Raw genomic sequence first — 17,222 nt, 5'->3', positions numbered from 1 at the left:
ATCTCAAAGTCTGCCACTCTGTCATACGCCTTTCAAAAGGCTGGTATGCACTCCTGCGAATACTTGCGGCTAAAAATCGCCGACCCCGAAGGAAAGCGGCCATTTTCCGCGCATGTTTCACGTTTCCATGCTTTGAAACACAGTTGGCAATTGCTCTGGCAGATCTTCGGCGATCAGCCCCGGACCAAAGATCCGCGCGCACTCAACATGCAGCCAAGCGGCCGTTTCAGCGGCTCGCATAGGCTCGAACCCCCGGGCCAGCAGCCCGGTGATGAACCCGGCCAGAACGTCGCCGGATCCGGCCGTCGCCAGCCATGGGGCTGCGCGATCATAGAAAGCCGAGTTGATCGAGCACCGCCCGTCAGGCGCCGCAATCACTGTGTCCGGCCCCTTGAACAGAACCACGCACCCTGCCCGCCGGGCCGCCTCACGAGTCGCGTCCACTTTGGAATAGGCCGGGCCTTTGGTGGGAACCTCGTTCAGTTTTTTAGCGATATCCGGGAAAAGTCGCGCGAACTCGCCCCCGTGCGGCGTGAGAACACAATTCTCGTGCAGAAGGCCAAACAAGGCTGACGGGTCGTCCGCGAATGCCGTCAGCGCGTCCGCGTCCAACACAGTTGACCGCTCAGCCGACAGAGCAACCGGCACCAGATTGCGCGCATGCGCCAAACCTAAACCCGGACCGAGACACAGAGCGTTCAGACGCTCATCCTGGAGCACATCGGTTAGCCCGTCAGCCCCCTCGACCCGCAGCAACATGATGGCCGTCACCTGCGCCGCAACCTCCATCTGCGCCGCCGGAGGGACGCCCAAGGTCACCAACCCTGCGCCAATCCGCAGCGCCCCCCGCGCCGCCAGTCGTGCCGCGCCGGTTTTTCCCACGCCGCCTGTCAGGATAAATGCGTGGCCATGCGAATACTTGTGATCACGGTCGCTCTTGCCAAGAAGTGGGGCAGATGGCCGCTCTGAATACTTTGTAATCTCTGCACTGGCAACTTCAGGGCCGAGCCCGATATCCTTAACGACCAACCGCCCACAATAAGCGGGCGCTTCACTCAAAACATGACCAAGCTTGTTCGAGTGGAAAGAGACGGTCAGGGCCGAACGGGCGCAGCGGCGCCCATGCTGAGAAAACACACCTCCAAGGACTTTACCGGAGTCCGAGCAAAGACCTGATGGCAGGTCTATCGCGACAGTGCGTGGTGGGACGATGTCTGTTCCCGAACCCCATTTTCGCATTTCCCATGCATCGTCAGCATCATCATGCGCCCAAAGAAGCTCCCACAACCCAGGGTCCTCAATCGCTCGCGTCAACCCGGTTCCGAACAGCGCATCGATGGAAACGTCTGGATGCTGAATTTCTGCTCTGGCAAGGTCTGCCGTATCACGCGTCCGTCCTTCCCACCGCTCGTAATTCACCTTTGCATCCTGCGGCAGTTTCTGAGGATCACCGTACAGAAAAACCTCAACCTCCCAGCCCCACTCTTTCAGCAACCGCGCCACGACAAAACCGTCGCCACCATTATTTCCCGGCCCGCACAAAACCACCGCCCGGCCAGACGTTTTGGCCAGTTCCGGCCACTCCTCAAAAATCGCTTCGACAACGCCCCGCCCAGCGCGTTCCATCAGTTCCAGACCGGTCACCTGACCGGACTCAATCGCCGCCGTTTCTATTGCCCGCATCTGCGCGGCTGTTAGCAATTCCGTCATCTCAAATCCTCCGGCGATTCAATTCCGATTACTTTTTGTGCAAACCGATCAAAATTTCACCTGCCGCATATTTTCTCCGCACCCGGGCGGCGCCATTTTCGTAATCACATTGCCGCCCGATCTTAGACGTGGTCAGTGCCATTCTGACAAGCGTTAAAGGGAGCCCGGGATGAAGAAGATCGAAGCGATCATCAAGCCGTTCAAACTGGACGAAGTGAAAGAGGCGCTGCAGGACGTGGGTGTCCAGGGCCTGAGCGTGATCGAGGTCAAGGGATTTGGCCGCCAGAAAGGTCACACCGAACTCTATCGTGGTGCGGAATATGTCGTCGACTTTCTGCCGAAGGTAAAGATCGAGGTCGTACTGGACGACGATCAGGTTGATGCCGCAATCGAGTCCATCGTATCTGCCGCCAAAACCGACAAAATCGGCGACGGCAAAATCTTTGTCTCGCCTGTAGAGCAAGCTATTCGCATCCGTACCGGCGAGACCGGTTCAGAAGCCCTGTAACAAGACAAATCTTCAATTCAGAGGAATCAAGAGAATGAGCAAGGACGCAGTTCTTCAGCTGATTAAGGACGAAGGCGCCGAATACGTCGATGTTCGCTTCACCGACCCGCGCGGCAAGCTGCAGCACGTGACCCTGATGGCCGACCAGGTCGACGAAGACTTCCTGGAAGAAGGCTTCATGTTCGACGGTTCGTCCATTGCGGGCTGGAAGTCGATCGAAGCATCGGACATGAAACTGATGGTCGACACCGAAAGCGCCTATGTCGATCCGTTCTACGCGGAAAAAACCATCTGCGTGCACTGCTCGGTTGTTGAGCCCGACACTGGCGAGGCCTATGAGCGTGACCCGCGCGGCACGGCGCAAAAGGCCGAGGCCTACCTGAAATCCTCGGGTATCGGCGACGTCGCCTACATGGGTCCTGAAGCTGAATTCTTCCTGTTTGACGACGTCCGTTTCTCGAACAGTATCAACAAGGTATCCTACGAAGTTGATGCAACCGACGCGTCGTGGAACACCGACACCGAATACGAGATGGGCAATATGGGCCACCGTCCGGGCGTCAAGGGCGGTTACTTCCCTGTAAATCCGATCGACGAAGCGCAGGACCTGCGTTCGGAAATGCTGTCTACCATGAAGCGTCTGGGCATGAAGGTCGACAAGCACCACCACGAGGTTGCATCGTGCCAGCACGAGCTGGGTCTGATCTTCGACAGCCTGACCAAACAGGCGGACGAGCTGCAGAAGTACAAATACATCATCCACAACGTCGCACACGCCTATGGCAAATCGGCCACTTTTATGCCGAAGCCGATCGCCGGCGACAACGGCACCGGCATGCACGTGAACATGTCGATCTGGAAGGATGGCAAGCCGCTGTTCGCGGGCGACAAGTATGCTGACCTGTCGGACGAGGCGCTGTGGTTTATTGGTGGTGTTCTGAAGCACGCCAAAACCCTGAACGCCTTCACCAACCCGGCGACCAACAGCTACAAGCGTCTGATCCCGGGCTTTGAAGCACCCGTTCTGCGCGCCTACTCGGCCCGTAACCGTTCGGGCTGTGTCCGTATCCCGTGGACCGAAAGCCCGAAAGCCAAGCGTGTCGAGGCTCGCTTCCCCGATCCGGCGGCGAACCCCTACCTGTGCTTTGCCGCTCTGTTGATGGCCGGTCTGGACGGTATCAAGAACAAGATCGATCCGGGCGAAGCCATGGACAAGAACCTGTACGACCTGCCTGCCGAAGAACTGGCCGACATCCCGACCGTCTGCGGCTCGCTGCGTGAAGCTCTGGAAGCTCTTGCATCGGATCACGACTTCTTGCTGCAGGGTGATGTGTTCACCAAAGACCAGATCGACGGCTACATCGCGCTGAAGATGGAAGAAGTCGAAACCTACGAGCACACTCCGCACCCGGTTGAGTACGGCATGTACTACAGCTGCTGATCCGGTAAAGGGTTTACATCTGCAAGGGCGTCCGAACGGGCGCCCTTGTTTCCTTGCGGATGATCTCTCACACTTCGGTCACTCGACTTGGAGTGATCGCATGGCACCAGACTCACCTTTCTCGCAATACTCGAACTTCGTGACCTCGGCAGAGGAACTAGAGGCCGTTACCGGCGCGCCCCTGCCCCAGATCATAGCGAAGGAGATTTCGGCACTGGATCAAATGTGCCGGGACTTCATAGCAGCTTCACCCTTTTGCCTGATCGCGTCCGCCAATCCGGGCGGTCATCTCGATATATCGCCACGCGGTGATCCTGAGGGGTTTGTTCAGGTGGTATCGGACACGCTGATTGCGATCCCGGACCGGCCCGGCAATAAGCGCGTGGACACGTTTCACAATGTCCTGCAGGACCCGCGTGTCAGCGTGATCTTTTTCGTGCCCGGTAAAATGGAGACACTGCGTATCCGTGGCACGGCCCGAATTTGCGCTGATCAGACTCTTCTGGACGGAATGGCCGTGAACGACCATCCCCCCAAGCTGGCCTTGTTGGTTCATGTCGATACCGCTTTTGCACATTGCCCGAAATGTGTCATCCGCTCGAACCTGTGGCAGCCGGAAAACTGGCCGGATTCGACGCACCTGCCAAATATGAACGCCATGATGGTCAAGCATGCCAGGATCAACAAAACCCCGGAAGAGTGGTTCGAAAGCCTGAAAGGTACAGATGAACTGGACTTGTACTAAACCCCTTTGCTGATTTCAGAAGGCGGCGTACCCTGATGCCCGATTGTTTTGCTGCTGGATTTCACCCATGTTTCGATTTGTTCTCATAACCGCTCTGGCAATACCAACCTTCGGTGCGACTGCGCCCTGCGGCAATACCAGTGCCGGTTTTGAGGTTTGGAAACAGGATTTCTCAAAGCAGGCTAAACGTGCAGGCGTCAGGAAAAAAGGCCTGCAAGCGCTGGCTCAGACTCAATACGCCATGCGCACAATTTCAGCGGATCGGAATCAAAAGAGCTTCAAATACTCGCTGGACAAATTCATGCGAGTGCGCGGGGCCGATACCATTGTGGCGCAGGGGCGCAAACGCAAGGCACGCAACCCGCAATTCTATGCAGCCCTTGAACGACAATATGGCGTCCCTGCCGGGGTCCTAATCGCCATTCACGGAATGGAAACAGGGTTTGGCAATTTCATGGGTGACAGTCAGGTCGTTTCCGCAATAACGACATTGGCCTATGATTGTCGCCGATCCGAGTTCTTTATCCCCCATGCCATCGGAGCACTGAAACTAGTCGACCAAGGCAGCATTACGACGGCAACAAAAGGGGCAAAACATGGCGAGCTTGGGCACACACAGTTCCTGCCTGGCAACGCACTGGCCTATGGTGTCGATGCTACCGGCGATGGCAGGGTCGATTTCTACAATATGACTGACTCGCTGGCCTCAACCGCCAACTTTCTGCGCCAGAAAGGCTGGAAACCAGGGCGCGGCTATCAACCGGGGCAACCGAACTTTGCGGTGATCGAGCAATGGAACGCCGCCTCGGTCTATCAGCAATCCATTGCAATCATGGCAGCCCGAATCGACGGATAAGCCTGATCCGGAAATTGCGCCTGAGCACCCCAATCCGGCCACATTGTTGCCACAGACATTAAACGGCCCTTAAAATGTCTAGGTTTCCATAGCGTAATCAATCCTGCCGAATTTTCATTTTTTTCCATTTTCGCCAAAATCTGCCCCATATCGGTTGCTAACCTTGTTCTTACGACAGGATGCGACAAAGGACAGCGCAGTGACTCCGAAGCACAGCTATCACGGTGGTCTTCAATTCAACGGTAAGACCGAAGGCGCGATCGAGCGATTTGGGAAGATCGTGGCCACGACGCTTCAAGACTACGGCCATTTGGTCGAGCGTAAGACTGTGCTGAGCGAAACCGAAGCCAGCATCGTATCCAGCCAGTATCTGGTACGTCTCACTATGGAAACACAGGCGGTCGAATCCAACGACCGGTTCGAGCGTATGGACCGTGCAGCGGGACTGAAAACAATCGCACGACCGATTGTAACCATGCCGCAAAACCGGCTTGCGATCACCATTTCCCCGGTCTCTGCACTGTTGGACGACAGTGAGATTTCCGAGCTTATGCTGGTGGTGATCCTGTATCGCATGGTGGATATCTGCGCGACACAACGTGTCGAGTGGTTGTCGCCAAATACCGTCCTGACAATCGAACAGTTCATGAGCGCGTTTGACACTCTGACTCCCGTCAAGCAGCGAAACAGAAAACAGATCTTCGAGGCAGTAACAGGCCCGTTTGCGGGGCTGGACATTCCTGAGGAAGAAGACCTGGACGAGCCACAAAAAAAGGCGCTGAAACCAGCAGCCCGGCCGATCCAGCTGTCGGATGAGCAGTTGCTCAGCATCGCTTTCCGGACAGAACCTATCGAGCAGCCTTCAGACCGGGACGACGACACGCGCCCCCTCGAGCCTGAGCAACCCAGCGATATCCTTCGACTGTCTAGTTGGGGATTGACGGGTGCCGTGGCCAGCGTGTCAGTTCCGATTGCGGCCTCCATGGCCGCTGTGAACCTGATCAGAGGCGAAGATTTTCGCCTGAACACTCAGGTACTTGCCTACACCGTCGCAATCTCCGCTCTCAGCACAAGCGGAGCGTTCGCCGGTGTTGCCAACGCGTTTGGCATGTAGCACTAAGTCGAAAGACCCTCCTTGGAGGCCCCGCCGTCAGGCGGGGTTTTCCATTTTATGCACCTGTTCCGCCTCAAGGACATAGGTGTGAATCGAGAAGATGACGGCCTGCGTTTCCGGAAGACGGAGCAACGTTTGTCGTTCACTGCGCAAATAACGCGTTTCTCCGGGGTCTTTGATGTCGCGCGGCTCCCTGGTGCTTCGAGGCTGATGCAGTTCGGCATCCTCGTACCACAGCGCATTGAATCGCCAAAGGGGTCGTCCCGGCTGAATCCCGTCAAACAACCGCTGCACACGGCGCGCGATATTCACGTCATAGCTGGCGACCGGCACGTGAATGTCGACCAGGGGACGCATGAACTTCTCTGACAGGCTCCAACTGGCGGGAAAGCACAGGATGGCCCCGGTCAGCACGTGTTCGTCCCCGCGTTTTTGCAGGATGCAGATGTCCTCCTGCACCAGCCTGCACAACGTATCCATCGGGTGGGCACGATTGATCAGAACTTCCTGGCCATCCGCGCGGATCACGCGATCAACGCTGCCCGGATAGGCGTGGCTCAGAACAAGGTTCAGCACCTCTTGCGCCGCCGCCTCTGCGCCCGGATCCAGTGCCAGAACATCCGCGCGTCGTTCAGCCAGCAGCGCTTCCCGCCTTTGCATCTGGGCGGCAAAGGCGTCATCGCGGTGCAACCAGTTGTCCATGCTGGTGGGCTGAATTCCCGGCAGAGGACGTGGGGACAGCGGATCATAGGGGATCGAAGTCTGTAGGATAGTCGTCATGTTTTCGACCTATCACCTGTACGTCCGGTTGTCGGTCAAAAAGCGACGAATACGTGGTCGCAAATTTCCAAGACGCCACCCACTTGTTTCTCCACGATCAAATGACGCCAGGGAGGGCCAGCATGAACCAGCATTACCGCGACACTCGCAAGATCGACCCGACAAAAGGTACAACGCTTGGCGACGGAACACCGAATGAAAACGACCGGATCGAGATCGGCCCCACCCAACTTGCTTTTGCCGAATGGGAAGAGGCCGGGCTTGTCCTTCCCGATCTTGCGCGGATGCGTGACCACCGCTGGAAACGACTGACAAAGGCCGTTGTGGATCGGGGCTATGGCGGACTGCTGATGTTCGACCCACTGAACATCCGCTACGCGACCGACAGCACCAACATGCAGTTATGGAACACGCACAACCCGTTCCGCGCGGTGTTGCTGTGTGCCGACGGGTACATGGTTATTTGGGACTATAAGAACTCGCCCTTCCTGTCGAAGTTCAACCCACTGGTGCGTGAACAACGCTCGGGTGCGGACCTGTTTTATTTCGACCGTGGCGACAAGGTTGATGTCGCGGCCGACGTTTTCTCGAACGAGGTTCGCGTGCTGATCGACGCGCATAGCGGCGGGAACAAACGCCTGGCCGTAGACAAGATCATGCTGCACGGCCTGCGCGCGCTCGAGGCGCAGGGGTTCGAGATCATGGAAGGCGAAGAGGTCACCGAAAAGACCCGCGCGATCAAAGGCCGCGATGAGATTCTGGCCATGCGATGCGCAAATTACGCCTGCGAAACCGCCGTGGCAGAGATGGAGAAATTCGCGCGCGCCAACGTGGGCGACGGCAAGACCTCCGAGGATGACATCTGGGCGGTTCTACATGGCGAAAACATCCGGCGCGGCGGTGAATGGATCGAAACCCGCCTTCTGGCCTCCGGTCAACGCACCAACCCGTGGTTTCAGGAATGCGGCCCCCGGATCACGCAAAAGAACGAGATCATCGCTTTCGATACCGATCTGATCGGGTCCTACGGCATCTGCATAGACATCTCGCGCACATGGTGGATCGGGGACGAGAAACCCCGCCCCGACATGGTTTATGCCATGCAGCACGCGCATGAGCACATCATGACCAACATGGAAATGCTGAAGCCAGGCGTGATGATCCCCGAGCTGACGGCCAATGCGCACAAGCTGGACGACAAGTTCCAGGCCCAGAAATACGGGTGCCTGATGCATGGCGTCGGTCTATGTGATGAATGGCCGCTTGTCACCTACCCGGACAAGGCGGTGGCGGGCTCCTATGATTATCCGCTGGAGCCCGGCATGGTTCTTTGCGTCGAAGCAGCAGTGGGCGAGGTTGGCGGTGATTTCTCGATCAAGCTCGAAGATCAGGTTCTGATCACTGAGGATGGGTATGAAAATCTCACCACCTACCCTTTCGATCCGCAACTGATGGGGCTGTCGTAACAACTCAGTTCGGCCAGTTTGAGCGTCGAACGTTGCCGTGCCAGTCTTCGGGCATGACTTGGCTTGCCTCGGCTGAGGTTGGGGCAGTCTGTGGCCACTGCTGACCGAGTGCGAAACCGATAGCTCCGGTCAGGGCGATAACAATCAGAATATCCGGACGAAAAACAACGCCACGCGGGGCGGACGCGATATGTGCCATGTGAGCCTCCTTGGCTGAATGAGTGTGACAGCCGTAAGATGGGGGCACGGGTCATTTTATTAAAACGAATATTTGATCTAGATTGCATCACATATCTTGATGATTTAGAAATCCCGCGCTTAATGTTCCGATCCAGTTCCTACACTCCACTCACCTTCCCGTTACGCGTCTTACAATGGGGTTGAGCCGCCAGACGGTAACACACAGTATTGGTCCCATCCCGATACGTAAGGAACTGTCATGCCAACCGAACGCATTACTTTTGCCGGTCACGACGGCAACCAATTGGCTGCGCGCCTTGATCTGCCGGACGGGCCGGTGCTTGCGACCGCTTTGTTTGCGCATTGTTTTACCTGTTCCAAGGATATTCCCGCCGCCCGTCGTATTGCCGCGCGTTTGGCTGCAATGGGTATCGCCGTTTTGCGCTTTGATTTCACGGGGCTGGGTCATTCAGGTGGCGAATTCGCCAATACAACCTTTACCTCGAACGTTGAGGACCTGATCGCCGCCTCGCATTATCTGGCCGGGCGCAACTTGGCACCTGCCTTGCTGATCGGACATTCGTTGGGCGGGGCAGCCGTATTGCGGGCGCGCGCAGGAATTCCAAGCGTCAAGGCCGTGGTCACACTGGGCGCACCTGCCGATCCGGGCCATGTCTCACACCACTTCGAAGACGCCCTGCCACAGATCCGGCAGGAAGGATCTGCCGAGGTAACTTTGGGTGGCCGCCCGTTCCGCATTGGCAAGGCCTTCGTGGATGACATTTCGGAAACCGCACTGACGCCGGCGATTGCCGACCTGAAAGCGGCCCTGCTGATCCTGCACGCACCACGGGACGAAACCGTCAGTATCAAGAATGCCTCCACGATCTTCCTCGCGGCCAAGCACCCCAAGAGCTTCGTCACGCTCGACGACGCCGATCACCTGATCACGCGCGCATCAGATGCCGAATACGCCGCCGATGTGATTGCGGCCTGGGTCAAACGGTATATCCCCCTCAGCCCACCTGCCCCGCCACCCGGCGCGCCAGAAGGCGTCGTGCGTGTGACCGAGGTCGACCCGGGTGGGTTTCTGCAGGACATCCAATCCGGCCCACGGCATCACGCAGTGGCGGATGAACCTGCCTCATATGGTGGCACCGATCGGGGTATGTCGCCTTATGGGTTTGTGTCCTCCGGTCTTGGGGCCTGTACGTCGATGACGATCCGCATGTACGCCCGGCGCAAACGGTGGCCGCTGACAGGTATCTCCGTCGACGTGTGTCACAACAAGGTGCACGCGCAGGATGCTGGGCTGGCCGGAGACGGCAAGATCGACCTGTTCCGGCGCAAAATCCGGTTGGAGGGGCCGCTGGATCAGGAACAGCGCGCCCGATTGCTTGAGATCGCGGATAAATGCCCGGTGCACAGAACGCTTGAAGGGTCAGCCGAGATCACTACGGAACTGCTGAGCTGACCCACAAAGCGCATCAACGTCGTCGCGGCGCCGGTCGGTGAATCGGTGGCCTAGCCGCTGGCGGGCGCGCGACGGGCGGACGTGGCCGCGCTGGTGGCTTGGCAACCGGTGGCTTCGGTCGTGCAGGAGGTTTGCCATTTGGGGGATTGGGACGATCTGGCCTGTCCACATCAATGTCTACATCGACATCGTGGTAGTAATCGTTCCACAGCATCGAGTCATAGAACGGGTCGTACCCATAACCCACTCCGACCGAAACGCCGTCGCATGCCGACAAGGCAAAACTTGCTGCCCCAAGTCCCAGCGCAAGAGTTACGCGTTTGATAAAATTGCAAGTCATCTGCGCCTCCTCACTGCACGGACCGGAACGACGCGAACACGGCGTTCATATCGTCGACGTAGGCCGGGTCAGCGCCATCCCGCAGGATTGCCACAATCACGGCCACGCGATTCCGCGGCAGGTCGATCACCGTTGCTGTGAAGTTTATGCCGCGCCCGTCCCGGCTGCCGGTGCCCCGGATGACACGCGCAGGCAACCCACCAATGCGGGTGTTCGTGGTTTCGGAAACGACAGGGTCCTTAACCAGATACTTATCAATATCCTCAAGGTATCGCAGACCATCGTCGATCGAGGCCACTCCTGCCGGAGACACGATGCCCATCCAGACGTTGTCGTCTGTCACAGGCCGGACGCCTATGACGCGTGCAACTGCACGGGGGTCTCCCAGGTCTGTGTCCTCAATTTCACGCGGGCCGCCGGTGCGCACTGCCCAGAAGTCGGGCACCGAAAAGCTGAATAGCGCGCGGCCGTTATCGGTGTAAGTGACCGGAGTGTCTGCAAAGGCAGGCGCCGCAGCTCCCAGCCACAGGGCCGCACAGGTGGCAAGTGCCGAGCCAAGTAGAATACGCATATCTCAATAACCTGATAATTTCATTGATGTCAGATGGACCTTCGCCTGAGGGGCTTGTCCAGCATCTCGTTTCCCTGACAATGAAAAACGCCCGGAAATAGCATCGAAACCCCTTCTTCACGGATCAAACCGCCGTCAACAAGTTGCTGAAAGGCCTACCCTCAACCCACGTCTTGAACTGAGCGAATCCGTCTCCAGCCGCCCTGAAGCGCAGACTACCTGACGTAGATTCCGACAGTGATTCCGCCACTGTCATCGACAAAACGGACTACATCGCCGCTCTGCTGAACATCATAGCAAGCCCAAAAATCGGATGGCGGCCAGATCGAACAATACTGGTCGTCGCGCACTGCCCAGCGACCGGTGTTTGGACGGCCCGAGAAATACTGCGTCTGCATGGTCTCGTCGAAGCTCTGCCAGACCCCATCACCATAATCGAGTTTCTGCCCAGCCAACGCTGCCAAAATCTCGTCCCCTGTCAGTTGACGAAACTCATCCGCAGCCAAAACGCCGGGCCAAAGGACTAAAATCAGGGCAAACCGTCTCATACCTGCACTCGCGCCTTGTTCCCTTGTACGGCTGGGTTTAAACCCCGCGCCAACGCCTCATCCCAATCACAAAAAGGTGCTGCCGCCAATGATTCCCCGTTATTCCCGCCCTGACATGGTCGCCATCTGGTCTCCGGAAACCAAGTTTCGCATCTGGTACGAGATCGAGGCGCATGCCTGCGATGCCATGGCCGATCTGGGCGTGATCCCGCGTGAAAATGCCGAGGCCGTTTGGAAAGCCAAGGACGTGGAATTCGACGTGGCTCGGATTGATGAGATCGAAGCCGTCACCAAGCACGACGTCATCGCCTTCCTGACCCACCTGGCCGAGCACGTTGGCAGCGATGAGGCCCGCTTTGTTCATCAGGGCATGACCAGCTCGGATGTGCTGGACACCTGCTTCAACGTGCAGCTGACCCGCGCCACCGACATTCTGATCGCCGATCTAGAAGGACTGCTGGCCGCCCTGAAACGTCGTGCGATCGAGCACAAAGACACCGTCCGCATTGGCCGCAGTCACGGTATTCATGCCGAACCCACAACCATGGGCCTGACATTTGCCCGCTTTTACGCCGAGATGGACCGCAACCTGTCCCGGATGCGGGATGCCCGTGCCGAAATCGCAACCGGCGCGATCAGCGGCGCCGTCGGCACGTTTGCCAATATCGACCCGCGCGTCGAAGAACATGTCTGCGATCAACTGGGTCTGGTGCCCGAGCCTATCAGCACACAGGTCATCCCGCGTGACCGTCATGCCGCGTTCTTTGCAACGCTGGGCGTCATCGCCAGCAGCATTGAAAACATCGCCATCGAAGTCCGCCACATGCAGCGGACCGAGGTGTTGGAGGCCGAAGAGTTTTTCTCCAAAGGTCAAAAGGGCTCATCGGCGATGCCGCACAAACGTAACCCGGTTCTGACCGAAAACCTGACCGGCCTCGCCCGTCTGGTGCGTATGGCTGTAGTTCCGGCGATGGAGAACGTTGCCCTTTGGCACGAGCGCGATATCAGCCACAGCTCGGTCGAACGAAACATCGGCCCCGACACCACCGTGACGCTGGACTTTGCCCTGTCGCGCCTGACCAGCGTCATCGACAAGCTGGTCGTCTACCCGGAAAACATGCTGGCAAACATGAACAAATTCCGCGGTCTGGTCATGAGCCAGCGGGTATTGCTGGCCCTGACGCAAGCCGGGGTCAGCCGCGAAGACGCGTACCGTTTGGTACAGCGCAACGCGATGAAAGTCTGGGAAGAAGGTAAGGACTTCAAAACCGAACTGCTGGGTGACCCCGAAGTGACAGCGGCGCTGAGCGCCGAAGAGATCGAAGAAAAATTCGACCTCGGTTATCACACCAAGCATGTCGATACGATCTTCGCCCGCGTGTTCGGCGAATAATCCGAGATCAATCAAATGGTTCAGGGGGTCCGGTTCGCTCGATGCGTTCCGGACCCTGTTCTTTTGCCAGACGTGTCATAATCGGTTATGATGAACGTGTATTTCCGAACGGGAGAAACACGATGATCCGCACCTTCATTTGCGCCTTGGCCCTTTGCTGTTCAGCATCCGTTGCGCTGGCATGCAACGCTCATTCCAAGCAAACCCAGTCTTGCGCGACCGGGACATATTGGGACTCCGAATCTCAAACCTGCGCGAAAATCGTCAATAGCTGAAAATTTCTTCCTACTTGTGAATAAAAGCGAGGCCGCGATTGTTAGCTTTTTATCAGATCGCACTATGCTTGATGTGAGCAGCCCGCAAAACGGAGTAGGAATATGCGCCTTGTATTAGTTTCAGCTATTGCCATTCAGGCCTTTGTCTTCGCGCCGGCCCTTCACGCCGCTGGGGGCGGCGACAGCAGTCCGCCGAAACCGACGAACACGACAAAGAAATGTCTGTTTGGGCGTGTCTATGACAAAAACGCCGGGCGCTGCGTCAAACCGAACAAGACCAATTTTACCGAAGATCAGCTGTATGAAGCCGTGCGCGAGCTGGCCTATGACGGGCAGTTGGAACACGCTCAGGATATTCTGCGCATCATGGATCAGAACGATGATCGCGTGCTGACCTACTGGGGCTTCACCTACCGCAAGATGGGTGAGCTTGAGCTGGCAAACGCCTTCTACACCAACGCAATCGAAGCCAATCCCGACAATATCCTGGCCCGCAGCTATATGGGTCAAGGCTATGTGACCGAAGGGAAAACCGACCTGGCGGTCGAGCAGTGGCGCGAAATCAAGGCGCGCGGTGGCGAAGGCACCTGGGCCGAAGCATCCCTGCGCGAGGCGATCCGTACCGGGCTCACCTACAGCTATTAAGCTTTAGCATTTCTTTACCCGACTCTCCGTAATCTGCCTGTGGAACAGAATTTTGGCACCACAGGCAGATGCAGGACACAAACACTTCGTTACAGGTGACACCGGGTGCGACGCCCCCTGTTGGAGATCAAAAGGACGGCAGGCCTCGTGTTGTCCCCCGGTCGCTCAGCAACCGGCAAAAGGCCGCCGTGGTCGTACGCCTTCTTCTGAACGAAGGTGCGGAAATTCCGTTGGAAGAACTCCCCGACGAATTGCAGGAAAAGCTCACTCATCAGTTGGGCGAAATGGGTCTGGTTGATCGTGTAACCTTGGACGCCGTTGCACAAGAATTTGCAGAAGCGTTGGACAGCGTTGGATTGTCCTTCCCTCATGGACTGGCAGGTGCGCTGGATGCCGTAGACAGCAAGCTTGCTCCGGCAACGGCTGCTCGTCTGCGCAAAGTGGCCGGAGTACGTCAGATCGGTGACCCCTGGCAACGCCTGCGTGAAATCCCAATTGAATATCTGGCCTCGATGGCTCAGGCTGAAAGCACTGAAATCGCTGCTGTGATGCTGTCGAAACTTGAAACCGCAAAGGCCGCGCAGCTGTTGGGCCATCTGCCTGGCCCAATCGCGCGCCGGATTACCTATGCGGTATCAAAAACCGCAAATGTCACGCCTGAGGCCGTCGATCGCATAGGGTGGTCGCTGGCCGCGCAACTGGATCAGCGGCCCACGCAGGCCTTTGCAGATGGGCCGGGTGCGCGGGTGGGCGCAATTCTGAACCAATCTAAAGCCTCCACGCGGGACGGGCTGTTGACGGCACTAGACGAAGAGGATTCCGATTTCGCCAGCGTCGTGCGCCAATCGATCTTTACCTTCGCCCACATCCCCGTTCGAATTCTCCCCCGCGACGTCCCGGCAATTCTGCGCGGTGTGGATCAGGCCAATCTTGTAACGGCACTGGCAGGTGTATCCGCTGAAGACGACAAGACCTCGGCCGATTTCCTGCTGTCCAATATGTCTTCACGTATGGCCGATAACCTTCGTGAAGAAATGGCTGAGCGTGGCAAGGTCAAGCAATCGGATAACGAAGACGCAATGACGCAGATAGTTGGCGCCATACGCGCGTTGGTCGATGAGGGCACAATTACCTTAATCGAAGAAGACAGCGATGAATGACACCCGGGGCGTACGCGCCCGGATCATCGGGACGCTTGTGGTTGGGCAACACGCCTTGTATGTCTTGCCCGGCAAATCGCAACAGCCGGTGAGACCAAACAATGCCAGTCGAAAAATCGGAGCTAAGCCGCGCAGAGCTTTGGAAATATAATATCACTGGCTTGTTTCTTAAGGGTGTGATTGGCGTAATGCGCCTGCTCCCTTATGAGCGGCGAATTGCAACAATGGGAGCCGTCGTTCGCGGCCTCGCGCCCCTGGTGGGGTTTACCAAACGCGTGCGCAGCAACCTGAAACTCACATGCCCTGATTTGGACGAGACAGAAGTGAAGCGTATCTGCCGCGCCGTTCCGGATAATGCAGGTCGCGCGATCATGGAACATTTCTCGCCCGAAGGATTCACCGAGCGTCAGCGCAACGCCAAAGTCCTTGGTTCCGGCGTAGCAGCCTTTGATGCAGCCGTGGCCGAAGGGCGTCCAGTGATGATGATCACGGCCCATTTCGGCCATTACCTAGCTGCGCGGATTGCCTTACAGGAACGGAGCGGTCAGCCCATTGGTTGCCTGTACCGCCGCATGGCGAACCCTTTTTTCAACGACATGTATGTCGAGGCGTTCCATAAAACCGGCTCGCCTATGTTCGAACAGGGTCGCCGCGGCATGGTGGAAATGGTCCGTTCTCTCAAGAAAGGCGGAATCATTGCGATAGTCTCGGACCTGCACGCACATGGCGGCGAAGAACTGATGTTCTTCGGCAAACCCGCAGTGACATCCGTGCTGAACGCTGAATTGGCGATAAAGTACAACGCGGTCCTGATCCCCTGTTACGCCGTACGCCAGCCCAATGGGATTGACTTCGAAATCGTGTTGCACGACCCGGTGCCGCACACCGATCCCAAAACCATGACCCAATTCACCAACGACGATCTTGAAATGATGGTTCAGAAACATATGGGGCAGTGGTTCTGGATTCACAGGCGTTGGAAAGCCTGGAATGGTCTTGGCGTTCAGCCCGAGGACATGCCTTGATCACTTGACGCGTGCAGCCGCAACGATGGGTCCGTGCCCTGCCCTTTGTACCAAAACAACCGCAGGCAGGTCCGAGGTAAACACCGCATGGAACCGCTGTGATGCAGCACCGTCCCACTGACCCGCCACCTGCCAGGACTCCACAACATTGGCGTAATCCAGTTCATGCCCGGCCAACTCGCCCCGGCGGATCGAGGCGTGGCGCATGGGAAAATATTGCACGACTCGCACGTCATAGGTTTCACCGACTGGTAGTTCGACGGGTGTGACATCGACGGTTAAATCATCACCCGAACGCGTCGCGGTCACCGATGCTTCAGGGGCAGCCTTCAAATGTGCATCGATCAGGCGATCCAACTCACGCGATTGTGCGCCAACCACGTCCTGTTGTCCGTTCACCACCATCTGCGGGGTATAGATCATCGACCGTCCTCCCTGACGGGCATATGCGCGTTGGCGACGGGTGTGGTCAGGATCGGCGTATTCGTCTTTCCAGCCTATGTAGTCCCAGTAATCCACGTGCAGCGCCAAACCTATCACATCGTCGCGTTTGGCCAAGTCATGCATGATCCGGTCTGCGGGCGGGCAGGACGAGCAGCCTTGCGAAGTAAACAGTTCGACCACCACAGGGTCACTTTCGGCCGCGACAGGGGCGACAATAAAGAGGGAAAGCGTGGCTGCAATGGCGGCTGATCTGATCATGTCTGACCTCAGTCTGATAATTCTTTTGTCTGGTTTCCATAAGATGCCTGAATGGTTTAAACCCTTTGTGCCTCACCCTCCAATCAAGGTTTCTTGAGTCCAGATCTGTCCGAATCCAAGAATATGTGTGCAATCGTATGCAGAAATCGCCAAGCCCGGCCTCTTGGACCTTGAACCATGCGCTTGGGTGATGAGATAACCAAAAGCGAACCCCAAAAATCCACGTCATTTGAGAGGGAGGTCACAGATGCCGATCAAAGTTGGACAGGATAGCGCCAGGACACGCCGC

At 57.3% G+C, this 17,222-nt stretch carries 18 protein-coding genes; 11 read left to right on the top strand and 7 right to left on the bottom strand.

Translation table 11 applies throughout. The features are described from left to right. Positions 1–117: 117 nt before the first annotated feature. Positions 118–1,710, bottom strand: a complete 1,593-nt coding sequence (locus GOX66_RS02660; RefSeq protein ID WP_170759348.1) for an NAD(P)H-hydrate dehydratase — start codon at positions 1,708–1,710, stop codon at positions 118–120. Positions 1,711–1,879: 169 nt separating this feature from the next. Between GOX66_RS02660 and GOX66_RS02655 the strand changes: the two genes are divergently transcribed. The 5 genes from GOX66_RS02655 to GOX66_RS02635 all read left to right on the top strand — a co-directional run bounded on the left by GOX66_RS02655 (position 1,880) and on the right by GOX66_RS02635 (position 6,374). Further along, positions 1,880–2,218 carry a P-II family nitrogen regulator gene (locus GOX66_RS02655; RefSeq protein ID WP_170759346.1) on the top strand — a complete coding sequence of 113 codons (339 nt, stop codon included), beginning with the start codon at positions 1,880–1,882 and terminating at the stop codon, positions 2,216–2,218. A gap of 34 nt (positions 2,219–2,252) precedes the next feature. Further along, positions 2,253–3,659: a type I glutamate--ammonia ligase gene (glnA, locus tag GOX66_RS02650; RefSeq protein ID WP_170759345.1), complete on the top strand. Its 1,407-nt coding sequence runs from the start codon at positions 2,253–2,255 to the stop codon at positions 3,657–3,659. 100 nt (positions 3,660–3,759) lie between these two features. Then, positions 3,760–4,404, top strand: coding sequence for an MSMEG_1061 family FMN-dependent PPOX-type flavoprotein (locus tag GOX66_RS02645; protein WP_170759343.1), 645 nt, complete (start codon positions 3,760–3,762; stop codon positions 4,402–4,404). 67 nt (positions 4,405–4,471) lie between these two features. Further along, positions 4,472–5,260 (top strand): lytic murein transglycosylase, encoded by a 789-nt coding sequence (locus tag GOX66_RS02640; protein WP_170759341.1) that lies wholly within the window; start codon positions 4,472–4,474, stop codon positions 5,258–5,260. 199 nt (positions 5,261–5,459) lie between these two features. Continuing rightward, on the top strand, positions 5,460–6,374 hold the full coding sequence (locus GOX66_RS02635) for a hypothetical protein (protein WP_336509004.1): 915 nt from the start codon (positions 5,460–5,462) through the stop codon (positions 6,372–6,374). Between the two features lie 36 nt (positions 6,375–6,410). Here GOX66_RS02635 and GOX66_RS02630 read toward each other — a convergent pair whose 3' ends face one another. Continuing rightward, positions 6,411–7,154, bottom strand: coding sequence for a heme-dependent oxidative N-demethylase family protein (locus GOX66_RS02630; RefSeq protein ID WP_170759337.1), 744 nt, complete (start codon positions 7,152–7,154; stop codon positions 6,411–6,413). A gap of 122 nt (positions 7,155–7,276) precedes the next feature. Between GOX66_RS02630 and dddP the strand changes: the two genes are divergently transcribed. Further along, on the top strand, positions 7,277–8,620 hold the full coding sequence (gene dddP / locus GOX66_RS02625) for a dimethylsulfonioproprionate lyase DddP (protein ID WP_170759335.1): 1,344 nt from the start codon (positions 7,277–7,279) through the stop codon (positions 8,618–8,620). 4 nt (positions 8,621–8,624) lie between these two features. On the opposite strand, the gene GOX66_RS02620 is transcribed toward dddP, so the two are convergent. Then, positions 8,625–8,819, bottom strand: a complete 195-nt coding sequence (locus GOX66_RS02620) for a hypothetical protein (RefSeq protein WP_170759333.1) — start codon at positions 8,817–8,819, stop codon at positions 8,625–8,627. 240 nt (positions 8,820–9,059) lie between these two features. Between GOX66_RS02620 and GOX66_RS02615 the strand changes: the two genes are divergently transcribed. Beyond that, positions 9,060–10,274 carry a bifunctional alpha/beta hydrolase/OsmC family protein gene (locus GOX66_RS02615; RefSeq protein WP_170759331.1) on the top strand — a complete coding sequence of 405 codons (1,215 nt, stop codon included), beginning with the start codon at positions 9,060–9,062 and terminating at the stop codon, positions 10,272–10,274. Between the two features lie 13 nt (positions 10,275–10,287). On the opposite strand, the gene GOX66_RS02610 is transcribed toward GOX66_RS02615, so the two are convergent. The 3 genes from GOX66_RS02610 to GOX66_RS02600 all read right to left on the bottom strand — a co-directional run bounded on the left by GOX66_RS02610 (position 10,288) and on the right by GOX66_RS02600 (position 11,733). Next, positions 10,288–10,614, bottom strand: a complete 327-nt coding sequence (locus GOX66_RS02610) for a hypothetical protein (RefSeq protein ID WP_170759329.1) — start codon at positions 10,612–10,614, stop codon at positions 10,288–10,290. A gap of 10 nt (positions 10,615–10,624) precedes the next feature. Then, positions 10,625–11,185, bottom strand: a complete 561-nt coding sequence (locus tag GOX66_RS02605) for a hypothetical protein (protein ID WP_170759327.1) — start codon at positions 11,183–11,185, stop codon at positions 10,625–10,627. Between the two features lie 215 nt (positions 11,186–11,400). Further along, positions 11,401–11,733 carry a hypothetical protein gene (locus GOX66_RS02600; RefSeq protein ID WP_170759325.1) on the bottom strand — a complete coding sequence of 111 codons (333 nt, stop codon included), beginning with the start codon at positions 11,731–11,733 and terminating at the stop codon, positions 11,401–11,403. 88 nt (positions 11,734–11,821) lie between these two features. Between GOX66_RS02600 and purB the strand changes: the two genes are divergently transcribed. The 4 genes from purB to GOX66_RS02580 all read left to right on the top strand — a co-directional run bounded on the left by purB (position 11,822) and on the right by GOX66_RS02580 (position 16,231). After that, positions 11,822–13,126, top strand: a complete 1,305-nt coding sequence (gene purB, locus GOX66_RS02595) for an adenylosuccinate lyase (protein WP_170759323.1) — start codon at positions 11,822–11,824, stop codon at positions 13,124–13,126. 377 nt (positions 13,127–13,503) lie between these two features. Then, positions 13,504–14,046, top strand: coding sequence for a tetratricopeptide repeat protein (locus tag GOX66_RS02590; RefSeq protein WP_170759320.1), 543 nt, complete (start codon positions 13,504–13,506; stop codon positions 14,044–14,046). A 68-nt stretch (positions 14,047–14,114) separates the two neighbouring features. Continuing rightward, positions 14,115–15,206 carry a flagellar motor switch protein FliG gene (locus GOX66_RS02585; protein WP_170759319.1) on the top strand — a complete coding sequence of 364 codons (1,092 nt, stop codon included), beginning with the start codon at positions 14,115–14,117 and terminating at the stop codon, positions 15,204–15,206. Between the two features lie 101 nt (positions 15,207–15,307). Next, positions 15,308–16,231, top strand: coding sequence for a lysophospholipid acyltransferase family protein (locus GOX66_RS02580; protein WP_170759317.1), 924 nt, complete (start codon positions 15,308–15,310; stop codon positions 16,229–16,231). Here GOX66_RS02580 and GOX66_RS02575 read toward each other — a convergent pair whose 3' ends face one another. Continuing rightward, on the bottom strand, positions 16,232–16,933 hold the full coding sequence (locus tag GOX66_RS02575; protein ID WP_170759315.1) for a DUF1223 domain-containing protein: 702 nt from the start codon (positions 16,931–16,933) through the stop codon (positions 16,232–16,234). It lies immediately after the preceding gene. Positions 16,934–17,222 lie beyond the last annotated feature (289 nt).

Origin of the sequence: Ruegeria lacuscaerulensis, from assembly GCF_013031245.1 — a bacterium.
In the GTDB taxonomy this organism is placed as follows: domain Bacteria; phylum Pseudomonadota; class Alphaproteobacteria; order Rhodobacterales; family Rhodobacteraceae; genus Ruegeria; species Ruegeria lacuscaerulensis_C.
This window is presented reverse-complemented; position numbering and strand designations above follow the sequence as displayed.

What these genes read in the sequence shown, in the direction of transcription:
- GOX66_RS02600 (WP_170759325.1), bottom strand. Translation starts at nt 11,733, where the DNA reads ATGAGACGGTTTGCCCTGATTTTAGTCCTTTGGCCCGGCGTTTTGGCT.
- GOX66_RS02645 (WP_170759343.1), top strand. Translation starts at nt 3,760, where the DNA reads ATGGCACCAGACTCACCTTTCTCGCAATACTCGAACTTCGTGACCTCG.
- GOX66_RS02630 (WP_170759337.1), bottom strand. Translation starts at nt 7,154, where the DNA reads ATGACGACTATCCTACAGACTTCGATCCCCTATGATCCGCTGTCCCCA.
- GOX66_RS02590 (WP_170759320.1), top strand. Translation starts at nt 13,504, where the DNA reads ATGCGCCTTGTATTAGTTTCAGCTATTGCCATTCAGGCCTTTGTCTTC.
- GOX66_RS02620 (WP_170759333.1), bottom strand. Translation starts at nt 8,819, where the DNA reads ATGGCACATATCGCGTCCGCCCCGCGTGGCGTTGTTTTTCGTCCGGAT.
- GOX66_RS02585 (WP_170759319.1), top strand. Translation starts at nt 14,115, where the DNA reads ATGCAGGACACAAACACTTCGTTACAGGTGACACCGGGTGCGACGCCC.
- GOX66_RS02615 (WP_170759331.1), top strand. Translation starts at nt 9,060, where the DNA reads ATGCCAACCGAACGCATTACTTTTGCCGGTCACGACGGCAACCAATTG.
- GOX66_RS02640 (WP_170759341.1), top strand. Translation starts at nt 4,472, where the DNA reads ATGTTTCGATTTGTTCTCATAACCGCTCTGGCAATACCAACCTTCGGT.
- GOX66_RS02575 (WP_170759315.1), bottom strand. Translation starts at nt 16,933, where the DNA reads ATGATCAGATCAGCCGCCATTGCAGCCACGCTTTCCCTCTTTATTGTC.
- GOX66_RS02580 (WP_170759317.1), top strand. Translation starts at nt 15,308, where the DNA reads ATGCCAGTCGAAAAATCGGAGCTAAGCCGCGCAGAGCTTTGGAAATAT.
- GOX66_RS02660 (WP_170759348.1), bottom strand. Translation starts at nt 1,710, where the DNA reads ATGACGGAATTGCTAACAGCCGCGCAGATGCGGGCAATAGAAACGGCG.
- GOX66_RS02655 (WP_170759346.1), top strand. Translation starts at nt 1,880, where the DNA reads ATGAAGAAGATCGAAGCGATCATCAAGCCGTTCAAACTGGACGAAGTG.
- dddP (WP_170759335.1), top strand. Translation starts at nt 7,277, where the DNA reads ATGAACCAGCATTACCGCGACACTCGCAAGATCGACCCGACAAAAGGT.
- GOX66_RS02610 (WP_170759329.1), bottom strand. Translation starts at nt 10,614, where the DNA reads ATGACTTGCAATTTTATCAAACGCGTAACTCTTGCGCTGGGACTTGGG.
- purB (WP_170759323.1), top strand. Translation starts at nt 11,822, where the DNA reads ATGATTCCCCGTTATTCCCGCCCTGACATGGTCGCCATCTGGTCTCCG.
- GOX66_RS02605 (WP_170759327.1), bottom strand. Translation starts at nt 11,185, where the DNA reads ATGCGTATTCTACTTGGCTCGGCACTTGCCACCTGTGCGGCCCTGTGG.
- glnA (WP_170759345.1), top strand. Translation starts at nt 2,253, where the DNA reads ATGAGCAAGGACGCAGTTCTTCAGCTGATTAAGGACGAAGGCGCCGAA.